13 protein-coding genes and 1 CRISPR repeat array are annotated in these 13,691 nt (G+C 26.1%); all 13 genes read right to left on the reverse strand.

All coding sequences use genetic code 11. The features are described from left to right. Window positions 1–258: 258 nt before the first annotated feature. On the reverse strand, window positions 259–882 hold the full coding sequence (gene cas4, locus ACZ5B9_RS07840) for a CRISPR-associated protein Cas4 (RefSeq protein ID WP_464422100.1): 624 nt from the start codon (window positions 880–882) through the stop codon (window positions 259–261). 15 nt (window positions 883–897) lie between these two features. Next, on the reverse strand, window positions 898–1,188 hold the full coding sequence (cas2, locus tag ACZ5B9_RS07845; RefSeq protein ID WP_464422101.1) for a CRISPR-associated endonuclease Cas2: 291 nt from the start codon (window positions 1,186–1,188) through the stop codon (window positions 898–900). A 57-nt stretch (window positions 1,189–1,245) separates the two neighbouring features. Further along, on the reverse strand, window positions 1,246–2,217 hold the full coding sequence (cas1, locus tag ACZ5B9_RS07850; RefSeq protein ID WP_464422102.1) for a CRISPR-associated endonuclease Cas1: 972 nt from the start codon (window positions 2,215–2,217) through the stop codon (window positions 1,246–1,248). A gap of 311 nt (window positions 2,218–2,528) precedes the next feature. Continuing rightward, on the reverse strand, window positions 2,529–2,915 hold the full coding sequence (gene csx20 / locus ACZ5B9_RS07855) for a CRISPR-associated protein Csx20 (RefSeq protein WP_464422103.1): 387 nt from the start codon (window positions 2,913–2,915) through the stop codon (window positions 2,529–2,531). A 466-nt stretch (window positions 2,916–3,381) separates the two neighbouring features. Next, window positions 3,382–5,094 carry a hypothetical protein gene (locus ACZ5B9_RS07860; RefSeq protein WP_464422104.1) on the reverse strand — a complete coding sequence of 571 codons (1,713 nt, stop codon included), beginning with the start codon at window positions 5,092–5,094 and terminating at the stop codon, window positions 3,382–3,384. A gap of 10 nt (window positions 5,095–5,104) precedes the next feature. Further along, window positions 5,105–6,355, reverse strand: a complete 1,251-nt coding sequence (gene csx2, locus ACZ5B9_RS07865; protein WP_464422105.1) for a TIGR02221 family CRISPR-associated protein — start codon at window positions 6,353–6,355, stop codon at window positions 5,105–5,107. A 36-nt stretch (window positions 6,356–6,391) separates the two neighbouring features. Next, window positions 6,392–7,726, reverse strand: coding sequence for a TIGR02221 family CRISPR-associated protein (csx2, locus tag ACZ5B9_RS07870; protein ID WP_464422106.1), 1,335 nt, complete (start codon window positions 7,724–7,726; stop codon window positions 6,392–6,394). A 213-nt stretch (window positions 7,727–7,939) separates the two neighbouring features. After that, a CRISPR array of direct repeats spans window positions 7,940–8,797; the repeat unit is 37 nt; unit sequence GTTTCAATCCTTATTTTAATGGATATACTACTTTTAC. A gap of 308 nt (window positions 8,798–9,105) precedes the next feature. Continuing rightward, window positions 9,106–10,113 carry a class 1b ribonucleoside-diphosphate reductase subunit beta gene (gene nrdF, locus ACZ5B9_RS07875; protein ID WP_464422107.1) on the reverse strand — a complete coding sequence of 336 codons (1,008 nt, stop codon included), beginning with the start codon at window positions 10,111–10,113 and terminating at the stop codon, window positions 9,106–9,108. A 77-nt stretch (window positions 10,114–10,190) separates the two neighbouring features. After that, window positions 10,191–10,487, reverse strand: coding sequence for a type II toxin-antitoxin system YafQ family toxin (locus ACZ5B9_RS07880; protein WP_464422108.1), 297 nt, complete (start codon window positions 10,485–10,487; stop codon window positions 10,191–10,193). Continuing rightward, window positions 10,477–10,767 (reverse strand): type II toxin-antitoxin system RelB/DinJ family antitoxin, encoded by a 291-nt coding sequence (locus tag ACZ5B9_RS07885; RefSeq protein WP_464422109.1) that lies wholly within the window; start codon window positions 10,765–10,767, stop codon window positions 10,477–10,479. Before ACZ5B9_RS07885 ends, ACZ5B9_RS07880 begins: the two co-directional genes overlap by 11 nt. A gap of 75 nt (window positions 10,768–10,842) precedes the next feature. Beyond that, the gene (locus ACZ5B9_RS07890; RefSeq protein ID WP_464422110.1) at window positions 10,843–11,793 is read right to left on the reverse strand and encodes an Abi family protein; all 951 of its coding nucleotides are present in this window, start codon (window positions 11,791–11,793) and stop codon (window positions 10,843–10,845) included. 211 nt (window positions 11,794–12,004) lie between these two features. Beyond that, a complete protein-coding gene (locus tag ACZ5B9_RS07895) occupies window positions 12,005–12,862 on the reverse strand; it encodes a Fic family protein (protein ID WP_464422111.1) in 858 nt (285 codons plus the stop codon). Window positions 12,863–13,019: 157 nt separating this feature from the next. Continuing rightward, window positions 13,020–13,637, reverse strand: coding sequence for an EcsC family protein (locus ACZ5B9_RS07900; protein ID WP_464422112.1), 618 nt, complete (start codon window positions 13,635–13,637; stop codon window positions 13,020–13,022). Window positions 13,638–13,691: the final 54 nt, after the last annotated feature.

The raw sequence follows: 13,691 nt of genomic DNA on the forward strand, positions 1-13,691 counted from the left end.
TGGTTTTGAGAGGATTTTTCTCAACATTTTTATTTCCTGTAGTGGTAGGAATTTTTCTACAAACTTATTTTACCATACTTTTTTGATTTTTCAAAGTTTTTTTAAAAAAAATTTATAATTGTAAATGTTGCTTTTAAAAAACATATCGTTTTAATTTATTAATTCTCAAAAGTCGACTATAAATAAAAAAGAGAAAATTAGTTACAATTCATATTATTGAAAAGATTATTTTCCCCATTGTTTTTATATTTTTAATGATTACCTTCCACAAATTTTTTTATAATAACAGTCTCTGCATTTTGTTCCGCCTTCCACTTCTAGCGGGTATCGTTCTGTTTCTATTAGTTCCAATATTTCGGAAATTTGTTGTTTTATTTTTTCAAAATCTTTTTTTGTATATTCAAATTTTTTCAATGAATGTCCATTTAAAAATAATATATAGCCTTTTTGAGAGTTAATATTATAATTTTCTTCAATTAGCATAGAAAACATTGCCATTAGATATTTATATCGGTTTTCTTCTCTTGCGGTATATTTGGAATTGTGATAATAAAGTGGGATTATTGTTCCGTCTTGTAAATAAAGTATTTCGTCTATTTTTCCATAAAAATGATATTTTTCTGAATATAATTCTTTGTTAAATTCTTTATTCTCCCATTGTTCCAAGTTTTTTATGTCCTGTTTTCTTAATTTTAACCTTTCCCATATCCACTTTCTATTTATTTTCCCTTTTTCTTCTACTCTTTCTTCTTCCGCCTTTTTAAAGTCATTCATTTTATTGCCAAATATTTTTAATACTTCTTCATAATATATAATTCTAGGGCAATATATATAGTCTAAAACTTCAAACGTTGATATTTTTTGAGATTTAATAACTTCCATCTTTATTCACCTCTTTTAAAAAAATAATACTGGCTTTTCATCTTTAACAATGTCCTCTTCAAAAGACAAGCCTAGCAATGTTGCCTTTTTATAATCCGCTTCACAAACTGGGAAAATGTATACCGAATCTTCTCGCAAATCGATAACTTTTTTACTTTCTTTTATAATCTGATCTATTTCGTCCTTTTCTATATTTCCCAAAAATACTGACTTCTGAACTCTGTATAATCCATGCTTTTGTGCTATCTTAATTAATCTGCTTCTATTTCTGTCATCTGTTATATCGTATATAAACCATGTCATCATTTTCAATCACCTACTTAATGTATTTTAAATTTATTCAATTATAATTTATTAATAATTTTATTTCGATATTAAACGATTTGCCAATTCATGACATTCAAATTGTAATTTATCCAAACTTGATATATTCCTGTTATTATACCTTACCTTTTTTTCCAATCTGTTATAAAAACTTTCTACCAAAACTTTCTTCCCATCACCTACTAATGTAACTCCTTCTCCTTCTCTTTTAAAAAAATATTTCTGAACTTTCTTTTGAGTAAACAAAGAAAATACTGTTCTACTTGCTAAATGTCTATAACCTTCTATAATATCAAAAACAAGCGATTTTTTTCCATAATTATCCGTATGGATTATTCCAATATAAGGATCTAGGCCCGCTATTATACAGGCTTTTTCAACTTTACTATATAATATTCCAAAAGCGTAGTTTAACATTGCATTAAATTCATCTTGAGCAGGGTGCATACTTCTTTTTTCAAATTTAAATTCTTTTGGCATCAATTCTGACAATGTTTGATAGTATATTTTCGCAGCATTCCCTTCATATCCCATCAAAGTCCCTCTTTTTGCATTTACATCCCCTTCCACCAATTTAATTTGATAAATATATTTTTTCATTTCTTTTATTTTTTCATCTAAAAATTCCTTTTTCGATTCTCTTTTTATTTTCAAATCTTCCAAATGTTCTGCACAATTTTTAATCTTTTGTATCAATATCTGTTTTGCTATCTCAACTCCTTTTTGAGTACCAAATATTTCCAGTTGTTTCCTTCTTATATTAGCCGTCGATCCAAATTTACTTTGCCAAAATCTTCCATATGGATTTCCAAAATCATCAACAATCACTATATCAATATTATTATCCACTGCCAATTTTATTACATCCGTCGTTAAAAATATCCCTTTTGCTAGCACCAATGATTTTATTTTTTGTGGAGCCACAGCCACTTTTTTCTCACTCGTCGTTATCTCAAACAAATCATCTCTTTTTTTCACCATTGTCCCTAAATCTGTTATATATAGTTCCATAGTCTTTTATCCTTTCTTATTATATTTTTCAAAATTCTTCAAAAACATTTATATTTAATTAACTAATTATTATATAAAAACTCTTATTTTTCTTTAATTTTATTAATTAAAAATTTATTATTTACTTTGTTAATAATTATTAAAATATTTATTTTTATCTCTTTTTATTACTTTATCTAAGGATAGCCTAAAAAATAACCAAAGTCAATAGTAGTTATAATTTTTATACTGCTATTTATGAAATTCAAAAAAAAATTGCTTCAAAAATTTTGAAACAATTCTTTAACATTACTTTAGATATTTTGTAGATTTTATTCGTATTTAATAAATTTTACATGTTTGAAATAACTGATTTTTTTTACAGTTTCACCGTCTTTTATTTCTTCAACGTTTCTTTCTGTGTAACTGTACACAGGGATTAATTCATTTTCTATTGACCATTTCACAAGATTATAAGTATATCCCCAGTTGCCTTGTATTAAAATTATATCTCCTTTATTAAAATTTTCCTTAACAAATTCTTTTATTTTTTCTAAATTTTCTTTATAACCTTTCTTTATTGAAACGTTTGACCATATATTTTGCAATTCTTCTGACAAACTTTCAATCTCTTTTACTCCATATTCTTCAATTAATTCTTTTTCCTGATTTTCTGTTAATTGATGTGAAAATACTAGTAATGCCTTTTTATTTTTCATTTATTATCTTTTTTCCTTTCATTTTCGTAAAAATCAATTTTTTTTCGTAATCTGTATACACTATAATTAATACATAATTATAAAGGAGGTGTTCAATATGAATCCTGTTATTATTGGTGCTATTGGTATAATTATTACCGTTATTATTACTGATGCTTTAAATAACCATTAATTCGTAAGTTAATTGTTTGTTTCGTAATCTTTACCGTCTATAATTTATATATAATATCACAAAGGAGGTGTTTAACATGAATCCAGCTATTATTGGTGCTATTGCCACTATTATTACTACTCTGGTTACTGATGCTTTAAATGATCTTTAATTTTTGTATCTTTATTGTTTATATTTTTAGGAGGTGTTCTTATGGTTACTAATATTCGTGATATTCTTCTTATTGATATTATTCCTATGATTACTAATTGATGTCTTTATCGTCTAACCAGTGGTTATTCCGCTGGTTTTTTATTACCATTGAAATTTATCTGAAATAAATATGCTGTAATTTGCTTTTTGTGAATTTAACAGTATAAAATCTTCTTCTAAAAGATTATTTTTTTTCATTTCTTCTTTTATTAATTTATTAATTTCTTTTATTACTGATTTTACTTCATTAAAGATTCTGGATATTGGAGATGGATTTTTAGCTTCCTTTCTTAATTTTCTATCTCTATTTTCTAAAATATTACGTACTTCGTCAGATCCTAACTTTCTTTCAGTATTAGCCACTTCAAGCAATTTATAAATAGGTATGTATTTTATATTATTTGCTTTTAAATTCACATTTATTTCCAAAAAATTATTTTTTGCTTCAAGACAAGGAATTTTTATAAAAGTTTCTCCAAAAGTCAGTTTTAGAGTTTCCTCTTTCAGCTCTTTTTCAAAATCAAAATCAATAATCTCTTCGTCTTCATATATATAGTTTGTTATTTCATCTAAATTATTAAATTCTTCTTCCATTCCATCAGCTTTAATTTCATCATTTATTTTTTTGACTACTTCATTTAAATAAATTTTATTTCTTTTGCCTGATAAGAAATATTCTTTCGCCATTAAATAGTAATAGTATTTATCCTTATCAAATTCAAAATACTCTTCTTCAAATTTTTTAAAATCCTTTTCTTTTATACCAAAAGTTTTGTCATTAAATTTAAACCACTCAATTTCTCTTTTTTCAAAATCTTCATAATCTTCATATAAAATTAAAAATAATAAAAAACATATAACTTTTTTTAACTTATTTTGTGTTTCTTTTTCATAGGATCTCTCATAATTAAAAATTTTTTTCAATATCTCTTCTAATTTGTCATAAAAACTATAACTATCATCATCCAACATTTTATCAAGATCAAAAATTTTACTTATTTCGCTATAAAAAAATGCCATATCATCTCTTCCTGTTATCTTATAAAACTTCGCTACATTGTGATAATCCATTTTTTCTATTGCTTCATTAATCATTGTGTATATGCTCAAATGTTCTTTTATAGGTTCTTTCATAAAATTTAAAGTCATAGTTGGATATAAATGTATATTCCCATTAGCTTTCTTTATTCCTATATCATTTACAACATATCTTGAAATTTGCTTTTCATTCCAGTTAATTGCTCTAATTTGTCTTTCAGATGAAATTCTGTACATTGCTGTAGATAATGTTTTCATTCCCAATGTAGTATCAAAAATAGTATCTAATTTTGATATTTTACCTGAATAAATCAATTTTTTTATTTCCTTATAGCTTTCTTCAATTGTATTTCCAACTATTTGAATACCCAATGATTTTATATTTCTCCCTTTCATATCTTCTGAAATTTTGTTAAAACTTTCTATAGTTTCTTTAGTATACAAAAAATATATTTTTTTTACATTTTTAAATATCCTTAAATCCTTTTCAAACGGCAATTCAGAAAATATATCTTTTTTTTCCGAATAACTTACAGCTGACACAATTTTTGTAATTCGAAAATTATCAAGATCAGCTTCTCTTGCAAATTTTTCTCCCTGTTCTTGAATTATATTTTTATAATCCCTTTCCAATAATAATTTCTCTTCAGATGTAATTTCATTATTTTCATAAAAATACAACTTCAAAATTAAGTCCAGTAACTCTCTATTTGTTTTATAACTTTCATCAACCATATTTAAAATTTCTTTTTTTATACTATCAAGTGTCTGTTCCATTTTTTATTTCCTATTCTGTAACATCATTTTTATTTTCCCATATTTCTTTAAATTTTTTAAATTCTTTCTCTAATTTAATTTTAAAATCTTTAGCATCCAATGGGCTAGGTCTAAATCCTGCATGATTAATATCGTTTCTAATACCTGAAATATCAGCGAATATTTTAGATAATTCATTTATTTTTTTCACATTTAAAATTTTCTTTTCTAGTTCAGATTTTATTTTTTCTATATTCTCTTCTTTTTTAGGATTATTTAATTTCTGTAAAATTTTAGAAATTTCTCCTCTTACATTAATATCTTTATACTTATCACTTTCTCCTATTTCTTTTAATATTAATGTAGTTATACCTTCTTGCAACATAGTCATTCCTTGCTGTATCAAATCTTTATCTATACACCACTGAATATTATAAATTATATTCTCCTCATTTCTATACTTAAATTTTTTAGTGTCTGAATATATATTTTCTATTAAAAGTTTAAATGGTTTTAAAAGACTACTTTCTTTTACTTTTTTTACACTTTCATTGATATTTTTCATTTCGAGTGCTGCTATTATTTCATTTCCTCTGTTAGTTCTAAAATTTAATGTCATATCTTGTATTTTATCGGCAATTTTTCTTAGATTGGCTGCTTCTATGTTTTTCCCTTTACTCTCTTTTAATATCGGTATTAAATCATTTTTAGCTAATTTTTCAATTTCTTCAGCTCTTCCTGTGTTTACCAATGTATATCCTGCCAATATCCAGTCTTGCAACATTGAAAAACTTGTAAGATCTACTAACGGAAATTCTGTAATTCCATTTTTAAATTTATTTGGTTCATATGCACCATAAAAAACTTTTTTTACTTTTATATTTTTCAAAAATTTTGCCATTTGTAGTAAAGTTATTCCAAGCATCGGCATAAATCTGAAACTATGCGTTATATCAAAAACAACCTCATCATTTTCATTTAAAATATCGTATATTTGCTGAAAAATTTCCCATATTCCTTTTTCACTCATATCTTCAGATATGTTAACTGCCTCAAAACTATGGCCTATTTCATTTACAAGAGAATTATAATGAGTGTTTTTAGCACTTGGTGTACATAGTACAAATTTTTTATCAAATTTATCTTTACATATTTCTACAATAGCATTTTGCACAAATTTTACATTTTTGCTCTTTTCTTTTTCAAATGTATAAACACATTTTTCATAATTTCCTAATCCTAAAAAACTTAAAAATACTTTCCTTGATTTTCCTTTTTCCATTTCATATCTTCTCCTATTCAATTCATTTTAATATTTCTATTTTCTTAAAAGTCCATTTGCATATTTATTTTCGTAATAACTAATAAATTTTCTATCGTATATTATTTTTTTCAATTTTTTAATAGAATTTCTTAAAAAACCTATGTCATTTATTATTTTAGTTTTTTTACCTAACGAATGTGCAATTTCATTTCTTATTTCTTGAGATTTAAAAAAAATCGTACATAATTTTTCTTCTTTCTTTTCAAATATATCCTTATTTTTTATATTTTCTAAATTTTTTTTACTAAATTTAAAATGCTTTCTCACTTTTTTTGCTGTTTCTTTAGCATTACTATTTAACATAAATATATCAATCACAAAATTTCTTATACTTTCATTTATATTAATTGCAACCATAGCATATTTTTTTTGATTAAAATACCAGTTACCTAGTTCTAAAAGGATCTCGTAATCTTTTTCTGATTTTTTAAAATGTTTTAAAAAATTCTCAACTACATTTGGTATTATTAATTTCCCTGGACCTTCTATCGTATTCATTTGATTGCGTAATTTACTTAAAGATTGTATATTTTGTTTTATAGTTCCAACATAATTCAAATTCAGTCCATCAGAAAAATCTTTTATACTATTCTTAACTTCCTTATCTTCCATTATTTCTAATAACCCATAACTATTTCCATAACTCTTAAATTCATTTGCTCCCTTTATCCATTTCATCAAATCATAAAAAGCCTTCAAGTCAACTATAGGTGCTCTTTTTTTAGGTCTAGCATTTTCTCTAGGAATATCTCTACCTGCTTCAAACATACCATATGTAATTTTTACAATATTTATTTTTTTATCAAGAACATCAGTTATGTAATTCATAATCAAAAACATCCACATAGCACTTGAACGAAATGAATGAGTTATATCAATGTAAACTTCATCGCCATCACTCAATATTTCTCCAATTTGCATTATTAAATTAAAATTTTCAAAAATTTCATTTTCATTAATTCCAAATTTTGTTACTATTGCCTTAACCCTACCTTCAAACTTTTTATTAAATTTTTCTATATTAATTTCTGAAACATCCGAATCTTTAGTTGCATTTACAATTATATTTTCCAATTCATCTATGTAATTTTCGTCTTCTAAACTTAATTCACCTGTTGAATAATGTAAATACAATTCATCCCACATCGAACCAACTGTACCAATATATATTGTTTTATCTATTTTATAATGCTCCTCTAGTACCGAAGTAATAAATGTTCTATCTTCATACAAATTATTTTCATTATCAATGTAATAATCTGCTAAATTATATCCCTTACCTTTTTCTTTCTTTCCTCCACCAATTCCTGCTATTAATACTTTTGCCATCTCTATTTTTCTCCTTTTTCTTTAATATCAATCTTATCCTTTCCTTTATCACTCCTTATTTAAACATTTATTTTTTAACTCATTTACACTTTATCTAAGAATAACCTAAAAAACACCCAAAGTCAATAGCAAGCCACAATTTTCAACTTATTTCCCCTATTTTCAAATGATCAAAAAAAAATAACCATTGCATTTTACAATGATTATTAGTATTTTTTATTCCTTATTCTACTGGATATACTACTTTTACATCTTAGAGAAGCAAACATAATGACACAGATAATAACGTTTCAATCCTTGTTTTAATGGATATACTACTTTTACACCAGTAGATAACGACTAATTCTCAAGTCATTTCTGTGTGTTTCAATCCTTATTTTAATGGATATACTACTTTTACCATTTGCAAAAAAAGAAGATTGATACTTCTTTTAAATGTTGTTTCAATCCTTATTTTAATGGATATACTACTTTTACGTTATTAGAATATCTTGAAAGAAAACGCCTAGGCGGTTTCAATCCTTATTTTAATGGATATACTACTTTTACGTGTTATGAAATATTACGATGAAGAAACACCAAGCGAGTTTCAATCCTTATTTTAATGGATATACTACTTTTACGTACTTTTTATTACCTAAACGTGGTGTTGTTGATATGGTTTCAATCCTTATTTTAATGGATATACTACTTTTACTGTACAACTTTATCTTTTCCATTTTCTTTCCAATTTGTTTCAATCCTTATTTTAATGGATATACTACTTTTACATCAGAAATTATGAACAAAGCTGAATTTACATTACTATGTTTCAATCCTTATTTTAATGGATATACTACTTTTACAGACGCATATCTTTATGATATGGTATCTATATTAGGAAGTTTCAATCCTCATTTTAATGGATATACTACTTTTACTAACGAAGGAGATGACCTCATAGGAAGTTACCGTTCTGGTTTCAATCCTTATTTTAATGGATATACTACTTTTACTAAGGCTTCTAGAGCATATGAGCATCTAGTTGGAAAATTGTTTCAATCCTTATTTTAATGGATATACTACTTTTACCCGTACTTTTGCGAAAACCCTTTATTTATCAGTGTTACAGATTTTTTTTCAGACATTAAAATTACAATTTTTGAATTAATTTTTATCATTTTTTGCTGTTTTTTTAGCATTTTCCGTAACTTCTAACGCTCATTTTTATTGGTTTTGAGTTGATTTTCTTTCCATTTTTTCATCTCTTATAGTGGTAGGAATTTTTTCTACAAACTTATTTTACCACATTTTTCTCTTTTTTCAAAATCTTTTTGGATATTTTTTCAAAAAAAATGAGAACCAGTAATTAAAGCTCTCATTTTCGTATGTTTCCAAACTTAAATTAAATCATCCGCATTCACTTCTTCATCAAACTTAAAGTCGTCATCATGCAAATGCACCACTTCCAGTGCTTTCTCATAATTCGTAGATTTTTTAGAGAAAAAATCGTGCTGTGTTGTTTCCACATTTAATCCATTTAACACAATTGGATTTACATTCTTCACTTCAAATTCTTCTTCAAATCCTAGATTCATCAAGGCTTTGTTTGCATTGTAACGGATGTATTCCTTCACATCGCCTGTAAGCCCTAAATCACCGTAAATTTCATCAGTATATTTTGTTTCATTTTCATACAAGTCGTACATCAATTTTTTCAGTTCAGCCCTCATATCAGCTTTTTCCTCTTCGCTGAAAGAATTGTATAATTCTTGGAACAATAATCCTACAAAAACTCCGTGAATTGATTCATCAGCTATGATTTTCTTGATTATATCGCAACTTGCAACCATTTCTCCCTGTCCTGCAAGCCAAAGCGGTAAAAAGAATCCGCTGTAAAATAAATATGTTTCCAAATAAACCGAAGCCGCCAGAGCCATCGCAATATCTCTTTTTGAAGCCTCAGGATTATTCATTTTCTGATAATATGTATCAATTTTATTGGCTTTATACTGCAAATGCGGATTTTCCTGAACCCATCTGAATGTTTCATTAATCTCCCTTGTAGACGCAACCGTTGTAAATATTGTCGAATAAGACTTTGCGTGAATCGTTTCCATCATACACATATATGAAAGCACCGAACGATTTTGCAGTGACTCAATATGATCAATAATCTTCGGCATCCCCGTATGGCTCTGCAACGTATCTAAAAGTGTCAATCCTCCCAACACGTGCAAATACGCCAACTTCATCGCAGGCTCAAGCGAATTCCAGCTATCAATATCCTTCGACGGAATATACTCGGTATCAATCCAAAACTGCTTCAAATTCTGCTCCCAAAACATCTCTACATAATCATTTTCCGGTGTGTTCCAGTTTACTGCCTCATATATTTTTTTCTCCATTTTTTTGTTTTCCTTTCTTGATAAATTGTTTTATCAATTTATGTTATCTCAGTCAACTCCCACATTTTATATAAAATTTAGAATAGTTCACTATGACTACCTGATGCTAATAAAATCAATATTAATTTATCTTCAATTATCTCATAGATTAATAACCAATCTGGAGTTATATGACATTCTCTTGCCCCATCATAATTATTAACTAATTTATGATCCTTGTTTTTAGGAGGAAGTTTTTCTCCCTTTGCTAATATTGAGATTATACTTTCTAATAATTTTAAATCTTTTTTCTGTTTTTTTAGATTTTTTAAATGTTTTTTAAATTTCCCAGTAAGAATAATAGAATATTTATACTCTTCTTTTTTACCCTTCATAATCTTCTCCCAAGACATCTTTAAACATTTCTTCTGGACTACTGTACGATTTATAATTTGAAGGATTTTTCTTAATTTGTTTGGCTTCTTCAAATGCTTGAGCCAATTCTGAATTTTCAGGTAAAGAATTTATATAAAATGGTATGCCTTTTTCTCTTATAGCTTGTTTCAAAAATATATTAATTGCTGTACTAAGGCTTAATCCTAAATCTTTAAATAATTTCTGTGCTTCTTTTTTAGTTTCCTCATCTATCTTTATACTTGTATTAACTATTGCCATAAAATATCACTTCCTTTTATATTTATTATACATACAAAGTATATCTTTTGTCAATCAATTAGTTTATCATAATATTTATTTATGCCAATCTTTCGGAAAATCCATTTTATATAAAATATCATTTATATTTATATCTATAATATCTTTTAGTTTGAATTCAAGTAAACTTAATAATTCTCGTAATTTTTTTGTTAGACTTTCATATTCTTCTTTTGATAAAAATAATTTAAGTCCCTCGTATATCGTAAATAATTTTTGTTTCTTATTATTTGTTATCCCCATAATATTATTTATATTTACAATATTTTTTGATGAAAAATCATACATTCTTTCATTATGTGCTGCTATGTTTCTAAATAATGAACTTGCACGTAAAAAAGTTTTTATAAAATTATTATTTAATTTAGGTAAATTTGTGTACTCATTTTTATACAAATTTCTAAAATAGCTTATTATTTTATTTTGTACTCTATTTTCCAAAATCAAATAAAATCTGCTCATTTCTCCAAATGTAAAAAAATTAATCACTATCCAAAATGGTATGTTATCTTTTGTTGTACTATAATGCTTTATTATACTATTGCTTTTGTTATTTCTTAAAAAATTTAGTTTTTTTACTAAATGTGAAATAAGATGTATATTTTCATTTCTAACTCCAACATAATAATTATTAAGTTCCAAATAACTTTCTTTATTTGTATAACATTCCGAATAATAATATGCAATTGCCGTTTTAAAAGCTCTTTCCAATTGTGTCAAAACATCAAAAAACAACATTCTCAAACTTTTATCAAAATCATACAATGCTTTCAAATGATTAAAATGAACTCCCGATTTATAAATATCATTTCCGTTTAAATCTTTCCCTTTTATAAAAGGTTCTTTGTAAAAATTTATGATGGAATAATAATTATACCTCATTAAACAATAAATTGTTTTCTCATCAGTTTTTACCCGTAATTTACCTCCGTCTCCTCCATTTAAAATCTCAACTTGTTCCTTAAAAGTTTTAAATGGCTTATCCATTCCCTTTCCCCCTTTTATCTCAAAAATGCAAAAAAGCCCTATCAAAATTGAAAGAGCTTTTTTTACAGTCTACAACAACGCACAATTAAGTGGGTTATTCTTGTAGTACGATCACTAAAATTATTATACTCTATATTTTGATATTTGTCAAATGTAAAAAAATTTTATTTTGCTTCGCTTTTTTTATAAAATAACATCTGCCTTTATTTAACTATTTATCCCAATCTCTTGGAAAATCCCTCTCTGTTTCTGGATAATCCTCAAACCTCTTTTGATAAACTTTTTTCGGATTAATTCCATTCTTTTTTAAATATTCTTCAAACTTCATTTTTGTGTCTTCATCAAAATATTTATAATACATCCAAAAAGTATTTTCAACACTCTTTTCTATAAAATCAGCAAGCAACTCGTAATTTGATTCAACTTGTGCCGTTTCCAAAGCAGTATAGTATTCATCTCTATCTTCATTTCGTATAACTGTAATCGGATAACCATTTTTCATAAGCTCCAAATTCAAAAGTAATCTCCCAGTCCGTCCATTACCATCAATAAACGGATGAATCTTTTCAAAATCAGCATGAAAACAAGCAACCTTCATTATCAAATCATTATTTTCACTGCTATTGAATTTTTCAATCAACTCCGTCAACTTCTCTTCAACAAGATAATAAGGTGTCGTTTCAAATCCAGCACCCAAAATTTCATTATTACTTTTCTTAAACTTCCCTCTATTCTCAATATCATCATTCAACACAAGAGCATGAAATTCTCTTATCAACCTCAGCGATAAAGATTCATTTGTTTTTATAACTTCCTTCAAAAAATTAAGAGCATATTCCTGCCCCTTTACTTCTTCATGCTCCTTCAAACTTTTCCCTTTCACAGTAACCCCATATTGAAGAATAATATCCGTTTCTTTCAAAGTAAGAGTACTACCTTCAATCGCATTTGAATTATAAATAAAATTTGTTTTAAGATTATTTTCCAATTTTGTCAAAATCCCTTTATTTAAGGGTCTTTCTTTTTCTAAAAAGTTTTTAAAAATTTCAATTTTAGATATTTTAAACATTTTTTATCTCATCCCTTTTATTTATTTTTTAAAAATTAATCAAAGTCAAAAATTTAAATAATTTTATTTTCAAAACGTCTTTCAATAATTTATTTAGATTTTGCTTTATTATAGGATTTATTATAAACTAAACACTCTTTGATGTATTCTGTATAATTTATTTCTCTGAAAAGACTTCTTTCGTTATTTTACCTATCGTACCTGTTGTTGTTGCATCAAATCCCCCACCAATTACTCCACCTACTAATGGTACCATTTTCACAATATTCACTACCCCTTTTTGCCCAAATTTTGTTACTAATCTAAATCCAACTTGTTGATTTATTTTTATTAATATTGCTGCTGGAATTTTTTTTAATGCACTAACTGCTACTTTTTCACCAATTTTTATTCCAACATTTTTCAATATATTTGTTGCTGAACTTCCTGTTAAACATACATATGCTATTGTTCTTACTTGATCACTGTAAACATCGTATCCATTCATATATGCTATTGCTGCTATCATTCTTAATTGTACATAAATCACACTTGCTACATTTGCTGGTATTGCTATTGGTAACACTAGTAATCCACCTAATCCTGCTACAAATCCGTTTGTTCCACATAATAATATTTGATTTCTTATTAAGTCATCTATCGCTTTTTCTTTACTGTTACTTTTTGATAAATAATCTTCTGCTAACTCCATGATATTTTTTTCTCCAGGTAATACTCCTTTTAATGCTCCATCATAACATTTGTCTAATAAATTCATCATTTCTTTTTCTAACATGCACATTTCTCCTAATTTTTTATTAATTATTTTTTGAAGTTTATCAATTTTTTT

The sequence above is a fragment of the Leptotrichia sp. SK-5 genome, from assembly GCF_055387215.1.